This window comes from Delftia acidovorans NBRC 14950 (assembly GCF_001598795.1).
Taxonomy (GTDB): Bacteria; Pseudomonadota; Gammaproteobacteria; order Burkholderiales; family Burkholderiaceae_C; genus Comamonas; species Comamonas acidovorans.
Map to the genome: position 1 here is coordinate 225,350 of NZ_BCZP01000005.1, position 16,072 is coordinate 241,421.

A 16,072-nucleotide genomic window follows, 5' to 3' on the forward strand; every position below is an offset into this window, starting at 1 on the left:
AAATTCATGGATTACAAGGACTACTACCGCATCCTGGCCGTGGACAGGCAGGCCAGTGCCGATGACATCAAGAAGGCCTACCGCAAGCTGGCGCGCAAGTACCACCCCGATGTCAGCAAGGAGGCGGACGCCTCCGAGCGCATGGCCGAAGTCAACGAAGCCAATGCCGTGCTGTCGGACCCCGAAAAGCGCGCAGCCTATGACGCCCTGGCCGATGCGCCGCGCCGCAGCGGGCCCGGCGCCGGCGGCTTCCAGCCACCGCCCGGCTGGGAAGGGCAGGACTTTCACTTTCGCAGCAGCGACGGCGCCATGCCGGAGGGCGACGCGGACTTCAGCGAGTTCTTCTCACAGATGTTCGGCCAGGGCGCGCGTGCCCGACATGCGGGCGGAGGCGGCCAGCATCGCTCCCCGCCTGACCTGCGCGGGCAGGACCAGCACGCCAGCATCGAGCTGGACCTGCTGGACAGCTACCAGGGCGCGCAGCGCAGCCTGCACCTGCGCACCACGGCGCTGGATGAGGACGGACACCCCGTGGCGCGCGACAAGGAATTGCAGGTCAGCATTCCCAAGGGCGTGCGCGAAGGCCAGATGATCCGCCTGGCCGGACAGGGCGGCCCGGGCCTGGGCAACGGCCCGGCAGGCGATCTGCTGCTGGAAGTGCACCTGCGCCATGACCCGCGCTGGTGGGCCGAAGGCAAGGATGTCTACCAGCCCGTGTCCCTGGCCCCGTGGGAAGCCGCACTGGGCGGCCCGGTCCGCGTGGCCACCATTGCCGGTGAATTCGAGGTCAGCGTGCCCGCAGGCAGCCGCGCTGGCCGCAAGCTGCGCATCAAGGGCAAGGGCTTGCCCGCCGCCACGCCGGGCGACCTGTACCTGGTGCTGGGCATCGCCCTGCCCGAACCCAAGACCGACGCCCAGCGCCAGGCCTATGCGGCACTGGCCCAGGCCTTTCCCTCGTTCGATGCCCGCCAGCACGCAGCGGGCCAAGGAGCCACGCGATGAGCACGCCGCTGTACCCCTTCTACGAGCCCGCAGAACTGCTGGACGAAGGCGCTCTGGACCTGCAGGATCTGGCCCGCCACTGCCAGCGCAACACCGCCTGGGTGGTGGAGCGTGTGCAGACCGGCGTGCTGTACTGCGAAAACGAGCCATCCGGCGAAGCGGCCGCGCCACAGGCGCAGTGGCGCTTCAGCAGCCAGACCCTGGTGCGCGCGCGCCGCATAGCCCATCTGGAGCACAGCTTCGATGCCGACCCTCAGCTGGCCGCGCTGACGGCGGACCTGATCGAGGAAGTGCAGATGCTGCGCCGCAAGCTCCAGGCACTGCAGCATTGAGAGCGCCGCCTCAAAAGCAAAAGCCCTCGAAAGAGGGCTTTTGCTTTCAGAACGTGGCCGCAGCAGGCATGCATGCGGCCCGCCGTGCTCAGCGGTGACGCTTGCCGGGGTTCTTCTTGGTATGGGTGTGGGCACCACGGGCGCGGCTCACGCGCTGGCCACGGCCGGGCGTCGGCAGGGTGACGCCGTTGGGCAGGGGAGGCTGGGGAGTGAACTTGCGGTCGGCTTCGGTAACGATCTTGTTGCCCATGGCATTTCCTTCTTCAAAAAAATGAGAACGCGCAATTAGGCCATAGACCTGCATGACCGCGCACAAAAAAACACATGGCCTGCTCTGGCATAGGGAAAGTTCCAGCGTTGCGCGGCCCGCACAGCACCGGCGCAGGCAGCGCCGGCCTACACTGCGGCCCGGTTTTCTGTCCTAAAGTAGGAGCACGCTGCCAAGCGCGCAAGACCCTGGCATGCACGTCTGCCTGAACACGGAGTTCCGCACCATGTCACCCCGCCACCCCAATACAGAGTCAACCACCCCATCCACTTCCCGCCCCGCCTGGGTTCTGCCCACGGCCGGCCTGGCAGGGCTTGCCGTAGGCGCCGCCGCAGCAGCGTTGCTGTGGAAGGGCCTGCGCAACCCACCCATCCCCCCTACCGTGGAGCCGGTGCGCGGCTGGGACATCCAGCGCTACATGGGCCGCTGGTATGAAGTGGCCCGCATCGACCACAGTTTCGAAAAAGGCCTGGAGCGCACCCAGGCCGAGTACACACAGCTTCCCGACGGCACGGTGCATGTGCTGAACCGGGGCTACGACGCCCGCCACCGGCGCTGGAAATCCTCCGAGGGCAAGGCCCGCACGGTGCACGGCCCGGACGTTGCGGCGCTCAAGGTCTCTTTCTTCGGCCCGTTCTACGGCGGCTACAACGTGGTGGCTCTTGATGCCGAGTACCGCTGGGCCATGGTGGTGGGATCGGACCTGCGCTATTTCTGGATTCTTTCGCGCACGCCCGAACTGGCCGACGGCGTGGCGGCACGCCTGCTGGCACAGGCCCGGCTGCTGGGCGTGCCCGTGGACAAGGTCCAGTGGATCCTGCAGGACGGGGTCAATCCCACGGGCAGCTGGTAGCGCGGACCGGCAACTGCCTCAGAATCCCTCGGGCATGCCGTCGCCCGAGAAGCCGGCGGCCTCCACCAGCCGCTGCGTGTACGCCTGGCGCGGCGCGCCCAGCACCTGGGCGACGGGGCCGGATTCGACGATGGCACCATCCTTCATGACCACCACGTCATGGGCCATGGCGCGGATCACGTCCACGTCGTGCGTGATCAGCAGATAGGCCAGGCCCCGCTCGCGCTGCAGCCGTTGCAGCAGGCCCAGCACCTGCTGCTGAATGGTCACATCCAGCGCGCTGGTGGGTTCGTCGAGCACCAGCACCTCGGGCTCCAGCACCAGGGCGCGTGCAATGGCGATGCGCTGGCGCTGGCCTCCCGAGAATTCGTGGGGATAGCGGTCAAGCAGGCCGGGAAACTGTTCCTGCGTCAGGCCCACGGCCGACAGCATCTCCACGATGCGGTCGCGTTGCTGCGGCGCCGCCAGCGACGGCGCATGCACGCGCAGGCCTTCGCCAACGATCTGCTCCAGCGTCAGCCGGGGCGACAGCGATGAATACGGGTCCTGGAACACCACCTGCACCTTGCGCCGCAGCGCACGGTTGGCGGGCGAGTTGCGCGTGGCTGGCTGCTGCCAGGCATGGCCGGCAATGCGCAGCCGTCCTTCATGGGGCAGCAGCCCCAGCACGGCCTGCGCCAGCGTGGACTTGCCCGATCCCGATTCACCGACCACACCCACGGTGCGCCCGGGCAACAGCGCCAGGTCTGCGGACTGCACGGCGACGAAGCGCCCCTGGCCGAACCATCCGCGCATGCCTGCCAGCGGCACCGGATAGCTGACCTTGAGGCCCTGGGCCTGCACCAGCGGCTCGCCAGCCGTGGCCTCGGCGCCTGCCTCCACCTCGATCAGGTCGCGGCGCGGCACGCTGGCCAGCAACTTGCGCGTATAGGCATGGCGCGGAGCCGCCATGACCGCCGACACCCCGCCCTGCTCCACCAGTTGCCCGCGCTCCATCACCGCCACGCGGTCGGCAAAGCGCCGCACCAGGTGCAGGTCGTGCGTGATCATCAGCACGGCCATGCCGGTCTGGCGCTGCAGGTCATCGAGCAACTGCAGGATCTGGCCGCGCAGCGTGACATCGAGTGCCGTCGTCGGCTCGTCGGCCAGGAGCAGGCGCGGGCTGCTGGCCAGCGCCATGGCGATCATGGCGCGCTGGCGCTGCCCGCCACTGAGCTGGTGGGGAAAGGCGCGGGCGCGGCGCACAGGCTCGGCAATGCCGGTGGTCGCCAGCAATTCGGTGGCCTGGACCAGGGATTGCGCTCGCGTCAGCCCCTGCTTGAGGCGAAGCACCTCGCCCACCTGCTCGCCCACCGTCATCAGCGGGTTGAGCGCCGTCATGGGCTCCTGGAAAATCATGGCCACGTCGCCGCCGCGCACGGCGCGCATCTCGCGCTCGGGCAGGCGCAGCAGGTCGCGGCCGTCGAACAGGGCCTGGCCTCCCAGCTGAGCGTCTCCAGCCAGCCGCAGCAGCGACAGCGCGGTGATGGTCTTGCCCGAGCCGGACTCGCCCACCAGCGCCAGCTTCTCGCCTGCCGCCAGGTCGAAGCTCACGCCGTGCACCACATCCTTGCTGCCGAAGCGCACGCGCAGGTTGCGCACGGACAGCAATGTCCGGCCACGGCCGGGGGGCGAAGGTATCTCCATTGCCGGCTGCTCTGCGTTCATGCGGCGTCCTTTGCATCGACACCGGGGGCGGCATCGCTGGCAGCGGCCTTGCGCGGGTCCAGCGCATCGCGCAGCGCATCGCCCATGAAGGTCAGCAGCAGCAGCGTCACCACCAGCACGGCAAAGGTGGACAGCGAGATCCACCAGGCATCGATGCTGTTCTTGCCCTGGTTCAGCAGCTCACCCAGGCTGGGGGTGTCAGGCGGCACGCCCAGCCCCAGGAAGTCCAGCGAGGTCAGGGCCAGGATGGCCGCACTCATGCGAAACGGCAAAAAGGTCACCACGGGCGTCATGCTGTTGGGCAGCAGATGGCGCCAGATCAGCGCGCCATTGCCCACGCCCAGCGCCCGAGCCGACTTCACATAGTCCAGCTGGCGGTTGCGCAGGAACTCGGCACGCACGTAGTCCGACAGGCCCATCCAGCCGAACAGCGACAGCAGCACCAGCAGCAGTGAGACGCTGGGCGCCAGCACCGCGCTGAAGATGATCAGCAGATACAGCTCGGGCATGGAGCCCCAGATCTCGATGAAGCGCTGGAATGCCAGATCGGTCCTGCCGCCGAAAAAACCCTGGACGGCCCCCGTCACCACGCCCAGCACCACGCCCGACGCCGTCAGCGCCAGAGCAAACAGCACGCTGACGCGAAACCCGTAGATCAGCTGGGCCAGCAGATCGCGCCCCCGGTCATCGGTACCCAGCAGGTTGTCGCGCGAGGGCGGCGCCGGGTTGGGTGAGGTCGCAAAGTAGTTCAGCGCCTGTGGCCCATAGGGATTGAGCGTATACAGCGCCCAGTTGTCGCCCTGGCTCAGGCGGTCACGGATGAAGGGGTCCAGGTAGTCGGTGGCCGTCTCGAAGTCGCCGCCGAAAGTCTTCTCGGAATAATCGTTCCACAGCGGCCAGTAGGTCTGGCCTTCGTAGCGCACCACCAGGGGCCGGTCGTTGCTGATCAGCTCGGCGCCCAGGCTCAGCACCACCATCACGCAAAACGCCACCAGACTCCAATACCCCAGCCGATTGCGCCTGAACCGCATCCAGGCCCGACGCGCCGGCGACACTGCCACCACAGCCAGCGGTGCAGGCGCTGCCCCGGGCAGCCCTGCGCCTGGAGTGGCAAGGGAGTGCATCTCAGTTTCCATGTTGCTGCATCACAGTGGCGCGACCGCCCAAAGTCAGGCACACCAGGCAAGGGCCTGCGCCAGCCGCCAATGGCCCGAACGCTCCCCCCGCAAAGCAAGAGGGGGAAGCGGCGCAGCCGTTCAGGGGGCGCTCAATCAAACCGTACACGCGGATCCACCCACACATAACAAAGGTCACTGACCAGCTTGGTCACCAAGCCGATCAGCGTGAACAGATACAGCGTGCCCAGCACCACGGGATAGTCGCGCCGAATCACGCTGTCATAGCTGAGCAGGCCCAGGCCGTCCAGCGAGAACAGTGTCTCTATCAGCAGCGAGCCCGTGAAGAAGGCCCCGATGAAGGCTGCCGGAAATCCGGTGACGATGGGGATCAGCGCGTTGCGCAGCACATGGCGGTAGAGCACCTGCCGCTCGGACAGGCCCTTGGCGCGCGCAGTCAGCACGTACTGCTTGCGGATCTCCTCCAGGAAGGCATTCTTGGTCAGCATGGCCGTGATGGCGAAGCTGCCCGCCACCATGGCCGTCACCGGCAGCGCGATATGCCAGAGATAGTCCACAATGCGCGCGCCCCAGGACAGCTCGTCCCAGTTGGAGGAAGTCAGCCCGCGCAGCGGAAACCACTGCAACTGGCCGCCAAAGATCACCAACAGTGCCACGCCCAGCACGAAACCCGGAATCGCATAGCCGACCAGGATCAGCAGCGTGGTGGCGAAGTCGAACCGCGAGCCGGCCCGCACGGCCTTGGCAATGCCCAGCGGCACGGCAACGAGGTAGCTGATGAAAAAGGTCCACAGTCCCAGGCTGGCCGAGACCGGCAGCTTCTCCTTGATCAGCTGCCAGACATCCTTGTTCTGAAAGAAACTGCGCCCCAGGTCGAACCGCGCGAACTGCCCGAGCATCTGGAAGAAGCGCTCATGGGCCGGCTTGTCAAAGCCGTAGAGGGCCTTGATCTGCTCTATGCGCTGGGGGTCCACCCCCTGGTTGCCACGGTAGGCCAGGCCACCGCCCTCGCCGCCGCGACCCACGCTGGCCTTGGCCTCGGCCAGATACTGCTCGACCGGGCCACCGGGCACGAACTGCACGACCACGAAGGTCAGCAGCAGTACGCCCAGCAGGGTCGGCACCATCAGCAGCAAGCGTTTGAATATGTAGGCCCACATAAGAAGTCTTGCATTATGTCCATTGCGGGGAGGGGCCCCGGCCGGGGGACGCCCTCATCATGCAACGGATCGCAACGACACAGCCGCAACGCCGGCTCATGGAGGCGGCGCGGTCAGCACCGGCATGCGGGCCCACCAGGTGTCCATGGCCCAGCTCTCGCCCTTCGCATAGGCCGGAACCACAGCCGGCCGCACCAGGCGCCAGGAGTCGTAGACCATGCGGTGCGTGCCCGCGCTCCACTGCGGAATCAGGTAGTGGCCGTGCGTGATGATGCGTTCGAGTGCGTGGCAGGCAGGCAACAGTTGCGCCTCTGTCTTGGCCTCGGTCATGCGGCGGATCATGGCGTCGACCGCCGGGTTCTTCACGCCGGGGAAATTGCCGGAACCCTCGGTTGCCGCCGCCTGGCTGCCGAACAGGTCGGCGAACTCCTGGCCCGGATTGTTCGTGCCCTGGTAGGCGATGGAGATGATGTCGTAGTCGAACTTCTCCACGCGCTGCTGGTACAGCGCAAAGTCCGCCGAGCGAAAGCGCAGCCGGATGCCCAGCTTTTCCAGATTGCGTATCCAGGGCGAGACCTGGCGTATGCCCGAGTCGCTGCTGTCCAGGTACTCCAGCTCCATGGCCTGGCCCCGCGCGTTGCGCAGCACGCCATCCTGAATGGTCCAGCCGGCATCAGCCAGCAGTTGCCGCGCCTGGCGCAGATTTCCGCGCAACGAGCTGTCGCCATCGGTGCGCGGCGGCTCGGCCATGGGGCCGAAGGCCTCCGGCGGGATGCTCTTGCGCAAGGGCTCCATCAGCGCCAGCTCCTCTGGCGAGGGCTCGCCATGGGTCTCGCAGGCCGTGTTGCCGAACAGCCCGCGCACGCGCTGGTAGGAACCGTAGAACATCTGCCGGTTCATCCACTCGTAGTCCATGGCCAGGCCCAGGGCGCGGCGCACCCGGACGTCCTGCAGCACAGGCCGACGCACGTTGAGCACATAGCTCTGGAATCCTGATGGCAGCTTGTTGCTGAACTCGCCCTTGACCAGCTCGCCCCGGTCGAAGCGCTTGCCGTACAGGCGCCGCGCCCAGTCACCGGCGCTGTAAAAGCGCATGAGGTCGAACTCCCCGGCCTTCAGCGCCTCCAGCCTCGCCGTGTTGTCGCGGTAGATCTTGACGGAGATGCGATCGAAATTGGCCGTGCCAACGCGCACAGGCAGATCGCGGCCCCAGTAGTCCGGGTCACGCACATAGGTGATGTCCTTGCCGAATCGCACGGGACCTATCTTGTAGGGCCCGCTGCCGATGGGCGTGTCCGTCACCACCTGGTCGAAGGGCTTGGCCTTGCCGTTTTCCACGCCCCAATCGCGACTGAACACTGGAATGGCCCCCACGGTCAGCGGCAATTCCCGGTTCGGCTGCTTGAAGCGAAAGCGCACGGTGCGTTCGTCCAGCACATCGACGCCCGCCACATCGAAGAACAGCGTTCTGTAGCCGGGCAGTGCATGCGGGCCCACCAGCGTGTCATAGCTGAACTTGACATCGGCGGCCAGCACGGGCTTTCCGTTGTGAAAGCGTGCCTGGGGCCGCAACCGGAATGTGGCGGACAGGCCGTCGGCCGCGGCCTGCACATCTTCGGCCAGCAATCCGTAGCCGGTGGCGGTCTCGTCCAGCGAGGGCCACAGCAAGGTGTCGAACATCAGCTCCGCCAGATAGGCGGGCGACGACCCCTTGATGGTGAACGGGTTGTATTTGTCAAAGGTGGAGATGCGCAGATTGCTCACCAGGCGCAGCTCGCCGCCCTTGGGGGCCTTGGCGTTGACATAGTCGAAATGGCTGAAGCCCTCGGCATAGCGGGGCTCGCCCCACAGGGCATAGGCATGCGAGCCCCAGGCCGGCACACACGCCGAGGCCAGCAGCAGCGAAGAAATCATCCAATGGCGCATGCGACAATTCTGCACCACGCAGCCAGCCCTTCCGCTGGCAAACGCTGACGCGGGCCCCGGCCGTCGCCGCCAGCTGGTGCGCACTTCCACTCACTTTCTCTGGAGAACAACAATGGGCTTTCTCGCCGGTAAAAAACTGCTGATCACGGGCGTTCTGTCCAACCGTTCCATCGCCTACGGCATCGCCAAGGCCTGCCATGCACAGGGCGCGGAGCTGGCCTTCAGCTATGTGGGCGAGCGCTTCAAGGACCGCATCACCGAGTTCGCCGCCGAATTCGACTCCAAGCTGATCTTTGACTGCGACGTGGCAGACGATGCCCAGATCGAAAAGCTGTTCGCCGACCTGGGCGCGACCTGGGGCAAGTTCGACGGCTTCGTGCACAGCATCGGCTTTGCACCGCGCGAGGCCATCGCCGGCAACTTCCTGGACGGCCTGTCGCGCGAAGGCTTCAAGATCGCGCACGACATCAGCGCCTACAGCTTCCCCGCGATGGCCAAGGCGGCCCTGCCCTACCTCAACGACAAGTCCTCGCTGCTGACGCTGTCGTACCTGGGCGCCCTGCGCTCCATCCCCAACTACAACACCATGGGCCTGGCCAAGGCATCGCTGGAAGCGTCGGTGCGCTACCTGGCCGAGGCCGTGGGCCGCACGGCAGACGGCCGCGCCATTCGCGCCAACGGCATCTCGGCCGGCCCCATCAAGACCCTGGCCGCCTCGGGCATCAAGGACTTCGGCAAGCTGCTGGGCCGCGTGGCCGATGCATCGCCGCTGCGCCGCAACGTGACCATCGAGGACGTGGGCAATGTGGCCGCCTTCCTGCTGTCGGACCTCGCCTCGGGCGTGACGGCCGAGATCACCTACGTGGACGGTGGCTTCAGCCAGACCGCAGGCCTGTCGGCCGACCAGGTCTAAGTCACCGCCAGACTGCGACCCGCCCCGCAGGCATTGCCGCCTGCGGGGCTTTTTTTCGCCTGGAATCCAGGCATCCGCATCCTGCCGATGCGCGAAGGAAATACACATCGGATTGCATACGGTCATTTTTGTTTTGAATGAGAATGATTCTCATGAATAATACAATTCTCAGATCAATATCAAAGAACCTCTGAAAACCTCGGAGCCAGCAGATATGCAAGCAACCTCTGACCTCAGTCTGCCCTCTCCCGTCCCTGCACCCTCCCAAGCATCCTTGAATCAATGGGAACAGCTGGCGCGCCGCGCCCATGGGCATTTCCATGCAGGCCAGATCGAAAGCGCGCTCGCCATGCAGATGAAGGCCCTGCATGTGGCGCAGCGCCTCATCGCCGGCCCGCTGCTGGCGGAACACGCCGATCACTGCATGGCCGCCTGGGTGGTCTCCCACCACAACCTGGCCGAGTTGCTGGCATTGCGCCAGCAGCCAGCACTGGCCATCGAATACCTGTGCGAGGCGCACCAGGGCCTGTTGGCCCTGGGTGATGCGCGCCACCATGCGGCCGCCGTGTGCAGCGCCGCCTGGCGCCATATGCGCGAAACCCATTCAGCCCTGCTGCAGTGGCAGCGCCAGCACGGCAGCCAGCCCCGCATCGATGCAGCGCTTCAGGCCTCGGCCCGCGTCTTCGACTGCACAGCCACCGCCCTGCCGCCCCGGCTGGCGCATTGATTGGAGCCGCACAGACATCGCAACGCACCGATTTTTTCCCCGTAGTCCCTGAAAGAAACCACATGAGCAACTACACCCTGCCTCCCCTGAACTACGCCTACGACGCGCTGGAGCCACATATCGATGCGCAGACCATGGAGATCCACTACACCAAGCACCATCAGGCCTATGTGAACAACCTGAATGCCGCGCTCAAGGACACGCCGCACGGCAGCCAGCCCGTGGAGCAGTTGATCGCCGACCTGTCCCTGCTGCCTGAAGGCGTTCGCGGTGCCGTGCGCAACAACGGCGGCGGACACGCCAACCACAGCCTGTTCTGGACCGTGATGGCCCCGGTGGACCAGGGCGGCGGCGGTGCTCCCTCGGGCGAACTGGCACAGGCCATTGAGCGGGAACTGGGCGGCTTCGATGCCTTCAAGGCCGCCTTCACCCAGGCCGCGCTCACGCGCTTTGGCAGCGGCTGGGCCTGGCTGGTGGTGGGCAAGGACGGCAAGCTGGCCGTGGAAAGCAGCGGCAACCAGGACAGCCCGCTGATGGCAGGCATCGGCTCCGGCGCCACCCCCATCCTGGGCCTGGACGTGTGGGAACACGCCTACTACCTCAAGTACCAGAACCGCCGCCCTGAATACATCGCGGCGTTCTACAACGTAGTCAACTGGGCCGAAGTGGCCCGCCGCTACGCCGCCGCACGCGGCTGAACGGTCCGCAACGCCAACCTCTGACCTCGACCAGCATGGATCTGCCACAACGCTTCCGCTCCAAGACCAGCGTACGGTCCAACATCCGCCTGTGGATAGGCCTGGCCATCATGATGGCCGGCGCCTGGGCGCTCACCAGCCAGTTCTGGGCCTACGCCCAGAACCATCCGGTGGTCTTCCAGGCCCTGGCCGGAGGCTCGGCCGCCGCGCTGGCGACCGCACTGGGCACCGTGCCCGTGATGCTGTCCCAGCGCCTGTCCGAGCGCACGCAGGACACCCTGTTCGGCTTTGGCGCCGGGGTCATGCTGGCCGCCTGCGCCTTCTCGCTGATCCTGCCTGGACTGGAGGCCGTGCGCACCCAGGAACTATTCGGTGGCGGCAGCTGGGCGGCGGGCGGGGTCATAGGTTCGGCCATCCTGATGGGCGGTGCCGCCCTCATGCTCATGGACAGGCTCCTGCCCCATGAGCACTTCATCAAGGGCCGCGAAGGCCTGGACCCGCAAGGCGCGCGCAAGCTGCAGCGCACCTGGCTGTTCGTCTTCGCCATCACCCTGCACAACCTGCCCGAAGGCCTGGCCATCGGCGTGGGCTATGCGGGCAACGACGGATTGCGCGCCAATGCACTGGCCACGGGCATTGCCATACAGGATGTGCCCGAAGGCCTGGTGGTGGCCGTGGCCCTGCTGGCCGCAGGCTACAAGCGCAGCTTTGCCGTGTTGCTGGGCATGGCCTCCGGCCTGGTGGAGCCCGTGGGCGCCGTGCTGGGGGCAGCCATCGTGAGCGGCTCGGCAGCCATGCTGCCCTGGGGCCTGGGCTTTGCAGCGGGCGCCATGCTGTTCGTGATCAGCCACGAAATCATTCCCGAGTCGCACCGCAAGGGCCATGAAGCCTTTGCCACGGGCGGCCTCATGCTGGGCTTTGTGCTGATGATGGTGCTGGACACGGCCCTGGGCTGAGCCAGCGCACCGCGCACGCCTGGCTCAGGGCAGCAAAAGCCCCAGTTCCCGCGCCGCCGCCAGCACATGGCGGGCGTGGCGCTCTTCATAGCGGTGGGCTGGCATGGTCAGTGTCAGCGCCGCTGCCAATTCCCCATCGCGCTTGAACACGGGGGCCGAAATCCCTGCGATCTCGCGGTGCCTGTCCCCCACCATGGCGCAGTAGCCATCGGCGCGCACACGGGCCAGCTGCGTTCGGCTGCCGCCGCGCGATGCGGCGTACAGCTCGGTGTCGAAAGCCGACAGCACGCGCCCGCCTGCGCCCTGGCCCAGCGGCAGCAGATCGCCCGTGCGTGCATGGTCGCGCACGGGATGGGGCGAATCCACGCGGTACAGGCACAGCCGGTCCTGGCCCTGGCGCACGTGGTAGGCCGCACTTTCGCCCGTGGCCTGCACCAGAGTGCGCAGCACGGGCATGACCACGCTGTCCAGCGAGAAATGCCGGGCATAGACGGTGTTCAGCCGCGCCACGGCCGGGCCCACGGCGTAGCGGCCGTCATCCATGCGCAGCACCCAGCCGCCATGCTCCAGCGAGGCCAGCAGCCGCAGCACGGTGCTCTTGTACAGGCGCGTGCGCTCCGACAACTGGGCCAGCGTCAGCCCGTCGTCGCCGTCGCGAAACGCTGCCAGCAGGCTCAAGGCCCTGTCCACGGCCGCCACGCCGCCCGGCGCGGCGTTCTCGTCGGCCACCGATTCCGTCACTGATTTGCGAGGCATAAAAAGGCACCCAAGGGAAAACCCCAGGCACGCAGGCTTGACGATGGCGCGTGCAGCAGGGAATATTTCAATAGAGAGAATACAGTTCTATCTATTAGAACCACACAGAACCCCGATGTCAACAGGTGAATCCGCCACCATCGACACCCACCACCGGATGCAACTGCCCATGTCCTCCCACCGTTTTGACGTACTCATCAGCGAAGTCGGCCCGCGCGATGGCCTGCAGTCCGTGGCCTCCACCATGTCCACGGCGCACAAGCATGCCTGGATCGCCGCGCTGGCCCATGCAGGCCTGCAGGAGATCGAGGTCGGCTCCTTCGTCTCGCCCAAGTTGCTGCCGCAGATGGCCGACGCGGCCGAGGTGGTCGCCCAGGCCATCACCCTGCCGGGCGTCACCGTGATGGCCCTGGCCCCCAATCTGCGCGGCGCCGAGGCCGCGCTGCGCGCCGGCGCCCACAAGGTCACGCTGCCCGTCTCGGCCAGCCCCGCGCACTCCATGGCCAATGTGCGCAAGACGCCCATACAGATGGTGGACGAGGTGCGGGCCATTGCCGCGCTGCGCGACGAGATCGCACCGCAGGCCCTGATCGAGGCGGGCATCTCCACGGCCTTCGGCTGCACCCTGCAGGGGCTGGTGCCCGAGGACGAAGTGATTGCACTGGCCCTGGCCTGCGTGGCGGCAGGCGCCGATGAATCGGGCCTGTCCGACACCACGGGCATGGCCAACCCGGCCCAGGTGCGGCGCCTGTTCACACGGCTGCGCGCCGAGCTGGGCGGGCACGCAGGCGCGGCCCACATGCACAATACGCGCGGCCTGGGCCTGGCCAACTGCCTGGCTGCCTACGAGGCCGGCGTGCGTACCTTTGACGCCTCGCTGGCCGGCCTGGGCGGCTGCCCGTATGCGCCCGGCGCCTCGGGCAACGTGGTCACCGAAGACCTGGTCTTCATGTTCGAGGCCATGGGCATCCGCACCGGCGTGGACATCGATCGCCTGATCGCCGCCCGCCAGCCGCTGGCCGCAGGCCTGCCCGGCGAGGAGCTGCACGGCATGACGCCGCTGGCCGGACTGCCCAAGGGCTTTGTGCCCCGCATCTACGCACCGGCCTGAGCCGCAGCGACAACCCACATATTCATTCACCGTTTTTCCATGAGCCAACCCAACTCCCCCGACACGGCCGCAGGCCAGGCCACGCCACTGCCCTACGCAGGCATCCGCGTGGTCGAGTTCACCCACATGGTCATGGGCCCGTCCTGCGGCATGATGCTGGCCGACCTGGGCGCCGAAGTCATCAAGATCGAGCCCGTGGGCCACGGCCGCGACGGCGATGCCACGCGCAAGCTGCTGGGCTCGGGCTCGGGCTTTTTCCCGCTGTTCAACCGCAACAAGAAAAGCCTGACGCTGGACCTGCAGACCGAGGAAGGCAAGCAGGCCGCGCTGCGCCTGATCGCCACTGCCGACGTGGTCTGCGAGAACTTCAAGCCCGGCACCATGCGCAAGCTGGGCCTGGACTACGACAGCCTCAAGGACCGCTTCGAGCGCCTCATCTACGTGAGCCACAAGGGCTTTCTGCCCGGCCCCTACGAGCACCGCACGGCGCTGGACGAAGTGGTGCAGATGATGGGAGGCCTGGCCTACATGACGGGCCGCCCCGGCGACCCGCTGCGCGCAGGCGCCAGCGTCAACGACATCATGGGCGGCATGTTCGGCGCCATGGGCGCGATGGCCGCCCTGGCCCAGCGCGAGAAGACCGGGCGCGGCCAGGAAGTGCAAAGCGCGCTGTTCGAGAACAACATCTTCCTGGTCGCCCAGCACATGATGCAGTTCGCCGTCACCGGCAAGCCGGCCGCGCCCATGCCGGCACGCATCTCGGCCTGGGCCATCTACGACGTGTTCGAAGTCCGGGACGGCGAGCAGATCTTCCTGGCCGTGGTCAGCGATGGCGCCTGGCGCCTGTTCTGCGACGCCTTCGGCCTGGGCGAGCTGCGCGACGATCCGCGCCTTGGCAGCAACAACGACCGCGTGCTGGCGCGCAGCTGGCTGATGCCGCTGCTGCGCGAGAAGATGGCCCCGCACAGCGCCGCCCACATTGCGGAGATCTTCGAGAAGAACGGCCTGCCCTTCGCGCCCATCGCACGCCCGCAGGACCTGCTGGAAGACCCGCACCTGAACGCCACGGGCGCGCTGGCCCCTATCACCCTGCCCGATGGCCGCGAGACCAAGACCGTGCTGCTGCCCTTCACGCTGGACGGCAAGCGCCTGGATGTGCGCCTGTCGCCGCCGCGCCTGGGCGAGCACAGCCTGGAGATCCTCACCGCCCTGGGCTACAGCAGCGAGCAGGCCCTGGCCCTGGCCCGGGGCGACGCCACCGACAGCCACGCCAAGGCTTCCCACTGAAGCCAGGCTGAGCCACTGAAGGCGCCGCCGTCCACCCGGCGCGCGGCGCCCTTCCATCCCATCCACCCCTTACCGGACGACGCTTGCCACGCGCCCGGCGGGGAGGCCTTTTCCCAAAAATTCCCGGAGACAACACCATGCCCGCCATCCACCGCAACCCGGCCGCCCAAAAACAGATACAGACACTGACACAGACCCAGGCCCGCCCTTGCTCCGCCCCGCGCCGCCAGTTGCTGCTGTGCGCCCTGCCCGCATTGGCTGCCGCCCTGCTCCCGCTGGCGGCCCAGGCCCAGCCTGACCACTGGCCCTCACGCGCCGTGCGCATGGTCGTGCCCTACACGCCGGGCGGCGGCACGGACGCGGTCGCGCGCCAGATCAGCGAGCGCGTGGGCACGCTGAACAAATGGACCGTGGTCGTGGACAACAAGCCCGGCGCGGGCGGCAACATCGGCCTGGATGCAGTGGCCAAGTCCGCGCCGGATGGCTATACCTTCGGCATGGGCCAGACCGCCAACCTCGCCATCAACCCCGCCCTGCTGCCCAGCATGCCCTTCAACCCGCGCACCGACCTGATCCCCGTGGCCCTGGTCGCTGCCCAGCCCACGGTGCTGGTCGTGCCGCAGGAATCGCCATGGAAGTCCGTGCAGGACCTGGTCAAGGCCGCCAAGGCCGACCCGGGCGGCATCCGCCAGGGACTGGCATCGACGGGCACGGTAGGCCACCTGGCCGGCGAGATGCTGGCCTTCAAGGCCGGCATCCAGGTGCTGAACGTGCCCTACAAGGGCGCAGCGCCGGCCGTGACCGACCTGCTGGGCAAGCAGACGCACTACATGTTCGGCACGCCCCAGGCCGTCTATCCGCTGCTCAAGGGCGGCAAGCTGCGCGCCCTGGCCGTGACCTCGGCCAAGCGCCTGCCCATCCTGCCCGAGGTGCCCACCGTGGCCGAATCGGGCTATGCAGGCTTCGAGGCCGTGGACTGGAAGCTCATCGTCGCGCCCAAGGGCACGCCGGCTGCCATCGTGCAGAAGATGAACACCGCCGTGAACGCGGCCCTGCAGCAGCCCGCCGTGCAGCAGCAACTGCAGGCCGAGGGCAGCACGGCCCTGGGCGGCAGCATCCAGGACGCGGCCCAATACCTGCTCAAGGAACAGACGGACTGGGCCGCGCTGATCCGCGACGCAAAGATACGCCTGGAGTGACCACGGAATAACGACGCCGCAGCGGCGCAATGAAAAAGGCG

16 protein-coding genes are annotated in these 16,072 nt (G+C 67.2%); 10 read left to right on the forward strand and 6 right to left on the reverse strand.

Annotated features, from left to right (window positions below; all coding sequences use genetic code 11):
- Positions 1-6 precede the first annotated feature (6 nt).
- Both DA1_RS08610 and DA1_RS08615 read left to right on the forward strand, forming a co-directional pair.
- On the forward strand, positions 7-1,002 hold the full coding sequence (locus DA1_RS08610) for a DnaJ C-terminal domain-containing protein (protein WP_034392147.1): 996 nt from the start codon (positions 7-9) through the stop codon (positions 1,000-1,002).
- Positions 999-1,334 (forward strand): chaperone modulator CbpM, encoded by a 336-nt coding sequence (locus DA1_RS08615; RefSeq protein WP_034392145.1) that lies wholly within the window; start codon positions 999-1,001, stop codon positions 1,332-1,334. Before DA1_RS08610 ends, DA1_RS08615 begins: the two co-directional genes overlap by 4 nt.
- Before the next feature lie 88 nt (positions 1,335-1,422).
- On the opposite strand, the gene DA1_RS31030 is transcribed toward DA1_RS08615, so the two are convergent.
- Positions 1,423-1,584 (reverse strand): hypothetical protein, encoded by a 162-nt coding sequence (locus tag DA1_RS31030; RefSeq protein WP_012204826.1) that lies wholly within the window; start codon positions 1,582-1,584, stop codon positions 1,423-1,425.
- 244 nt (positions 1,585-1,828) lie between these two features.
- On the opposite strand from DA1_RS31030, the gene DA1_RS08620 reads away from it, so the two are divergent.
- The gene (locus DA1_RS08620) at positions 1,829-2,455 is read left to right on the forward strand and encodes a lipocalin family protein (RefSeq protein WP_034398350.1); all 627 of its coding nucleotides are present in this window, start codon (positions 1,829-1,831) and stop codon (positions 2,453-2,455) included.
- Between the two features lie 18 nt (positions 2,456-2,473).
- Here the strand turns inward: DA1_RS08620 and DA1_RS08625 are convergent, their stop codons facing one another.
- The 4 genes from DA1_RS08625 to DA1_RS08640 all read right to left on the reverse strand — a co-directional run bounded on the left by DA1_RS08625 (position 2,474) and on the right by DA1_RS08640 (position 8,384).
- Positions 2,474-4,162 carry an ABC transporter ATP-binding protein gene (locus tag DA1_RS08625; protein ID WP_034392143.1) on the reverse strand — a complete coding sequence of 563 codons (1,689 nt, stop codon included), beginning with the start codon at positions 4,160-4,162 and terminating at the stop codon, positions 2,474-2,476.
- On the reverse strand, positions 4,159-5,298 hold the full coding sequence (locus DA1_RS08630) for an ABC transporter permease (RefSeq protein WP_080736836.1): 1,140 nt from the start codon (positions 5,296-5,298) through the stop codon (positions 4,159-4,161). The genes DA1_RS08625 and DA1_RS08630 overlap by 4 nt, the downstream gene beginning before the upstream one ends.
- Positions 5,299-5,429: 131 nt before the next feature.
- The gene (locus DA1_RS08635; RefSeq protein WP_013803046.1) at positions 5,430-6,458 is read right to left on the reverse strand and encodes a microcin C ABC transporter permease YejB; all 1,029 of its coding nucleotides are present in this window, start codon (positions 6,456-6,458) and stop codon (positions 5,430-5,432) included.
- 96 nt (positions 6,459-6,554) lie between these two features.
- A complete protein-coding gene (locus tag DA1_RS08640) occupies positions 6,555-8,384 on the reverse strand; it encodes an extracellular solute-binding protein (protein ID WP_034392138.1) in 1,830 nt (609 codons plus the stop codon).
- Positions 8,385-8,496: 112 nt separating this feature from the next.
- On the opposite strand from DA1_RS08640, the gene fabI reads away from it, so the two are divergent.
- From fabI to DA1_RS08660, 4 genes are all read left to right on the forward strand, one after another.
- Entirely contained in the window at positions 8,497-9,297 is an 801-nt protein-coding gene (gene fabI / locus DA1_RS08645) for an enoyl-ACP reductase FabI (protein ID WP_034392136.1), read from the forward strand.
- A gap of 274 nt (positions 9,298-9,571) precedes the next feature.
- Positions 9,572-10,024 (forward strand): DUF2753 family protein, encoded by a 453-nt coding sequence (locus tag DA1_RS08650; protein ID WP_225614194.1) that lies wholly within the window; start codon positions 9,572-9,574, stop codon positions 10,022-10,024.
- A gap of 62 nt (positions 10,025-10,086) precedes the next feature.
- Positions 10,087-10,722: a superoxide dismutase gene (locus tag DA1_RS08655; protein ID WP_034392132.1), complete on the forward strand. Its 636-nt coding sequence runs from the start codon at positions 10,087-10,089 to the stop codon at positions 10,720-10,722.
- A gap of 35 nt (positions 10,723-10,757) precedes the next feature.
- Positions 10,758-11,678 (forward strand): ZIP family metal transporter, encoded by a 921-nt coding sequence (locus tag DA1_RS08660; RefSeq protein ID WP_012204817.1) that lies wholly within the window; start codon positions 10,758-10,760, stop codon positions 11,676-11,678.
- Between the two features lie 24 nt (positions 11,679-11,702).
- Here the strand turns inward: DA1_RS08660 and DA1_RS08665 are convergent, their stop codons facing one another.
- Positions 11,703-12,434 carry an IclR family transcriptional regulator gene (locus DA1_RS08665; RefSeq protein WP_034392130.1) on the reverse strand — a complete coding sequence of 244 codons (732 nt, stop codon included), beginning with the start codon at positions 12,432-12,434 and terminating at the stop codon, positions 11,703-11,705.
- A 157-nt stretch (positions 12,435-12,591) separates the two neighbouring features.
- On the opposite strand from DA1_RS08665, the gene DA1_RS08670 reads away from it, so the two are divergent.
- The 3 genes from DA1_RS08670 (at position 12,592) to DA1_RS08680 (ending at position 16,031) form a co-directional block, all read left to right on the forward strand.
- Positions 12,592-13,545 carry a hydroxymethylglutaryl-CoA lyase gene (locus DA1_RS08670; RefSeq protein WP_034392128.1) on the forward strand — a complete coding sequence of 318 codons (954 nt, stop codon included), beginning with the start codon at positions 12,592-12,594 and terminating at the stop codon, positions 13,543-13,545.
- Between the two features lie 39 nt (positions 13,546-13,584).
- Positions 13,585-14,832: a CaiB/BaiF CoA transferase family protein gene (locus tag DA1_RS08675; RefSeq protein ID WP_013803050.1), complete on the forward strand. Its 1,248-nt coding sequence runs from the start codon at positions 13,585-13,587 to the stop codon at positions 14,830-14,832.
- Positions 14,833-14,969: 137 nt separating this feature from the next.
- Positions 14,970-16,031 carry a Bug family tripartite tricarboxylate transporter substrate binding protein gene (locus tag DA1_RS08680; protein ID WP_034392126.1) on the forward strand — a complete coding sequence of 354 codons (1,062 nt, stop codon included), beginning with the start codon at positions 14,970-14,972 and terminating at the stop codon, positions 16,029-16,031.
- Positions 16,032-16,072: the final 41 nt, after the last annotated feature.

Coding starts and splice junctions, on each gene's coding strand:
- DA1_RS08610 (WP_034392147.1), top strand. CDS start 7: ATGGATTACAAGGACTACTACCGCATCCTGGCCGTGGACAGGCAGGCC.
- DA1_RS08615 (WP_034392145.1), top strand. CDS start 999: ATGAGCACGCCGCTGTACCCCTTCTACGAGCCCGCAGAACTGCTGGAC.
- DA1_RS31030 (WP_012204826.1), bottom strand. CDS start 1,584: ATGGGCAACAAGATCGTTACCGAAGCCGACCGCAAGTTCACTCCCCAG.
- DA1_RS08620 (WP_034398350.1), top strand. CDS start 1,829: ATGTCACCCCGCCACCCCAATACAGAGTCAACCACCCCATCCACTTCC.
- DA1_RS08625 (WP_034392143.1), bottom strand. CDS start 4,162: ATGAACGCAGAGCAGCCGGCAATGGAGATACCTTCGCCCCCCGGCCGT.
- DA1_RS08630 (WP_080736836.1), bottom strand. CDS start 5,298: ATGGAAACTGAGATGCACTCCCTTGCCACTCCAGGCGCAGGGCTGCCC.
- DA1_RS08635 (WP_013803046.1), bottom strand. CDS start 6,458: ATGTGGGCCTACATATTCAAACGCTTGCTGCTGATGGTGCCGACCCTG.
- DA1_RS08640 (WP_034392138.1), bottom strand. CDS start 8,384: ATGCGCCATTGGATGATTTCTTCGCTGCTGCTGGCCTCGGCGTGTGTG.
- fabI (WP_034392136.1), top strand. CDS start 8,497: ATGGGCTTTCTCGCCGGTAAAAAACTGCTGATCACGGGCGTTCTGTCC.
- DA1_RS08655 (WP_034392132.1), top strand. CDS start 10,087: ATGAGCAACTACACCCTGCCTCCCCTGAACTACGCCTACGACGCGCTG.
- DA1_RS08660 (WP_012204817.1), top strand. CDS start 10,758: ATGGATCTGCCACAACGCTTCCGCTCCAAGACCAGCGTACGGTCCAAC.
- DA1_RS08665 (WP_034392130.1), bottom strand. CDS start 12,434: ATGCCTCGCAAATCAGTGACGGAATCGGTGGCCGACGAGAACGCCGCG.
- DA1_RS08670 (WP_034392128.1), top strand. CDS start 12,592: ATGCAACTGCCCATGTCCTCCCACCGTTTTGACGTACTCATCAGCGAA.
- DA1_RS08675 (WP_013803050.1), top strand. CDS start 13,585: ATGAGCCAACCCAACTCCCCCGACACGGCCGCAGGCCAGGCCACGCCA.
- DA1_RS08680 (WP_034392126.1), top strand. CDS start 14,970: ATGCCCGCCATCCACCGCAACCCGGCCGCCCAAAAACAGATACAGACA.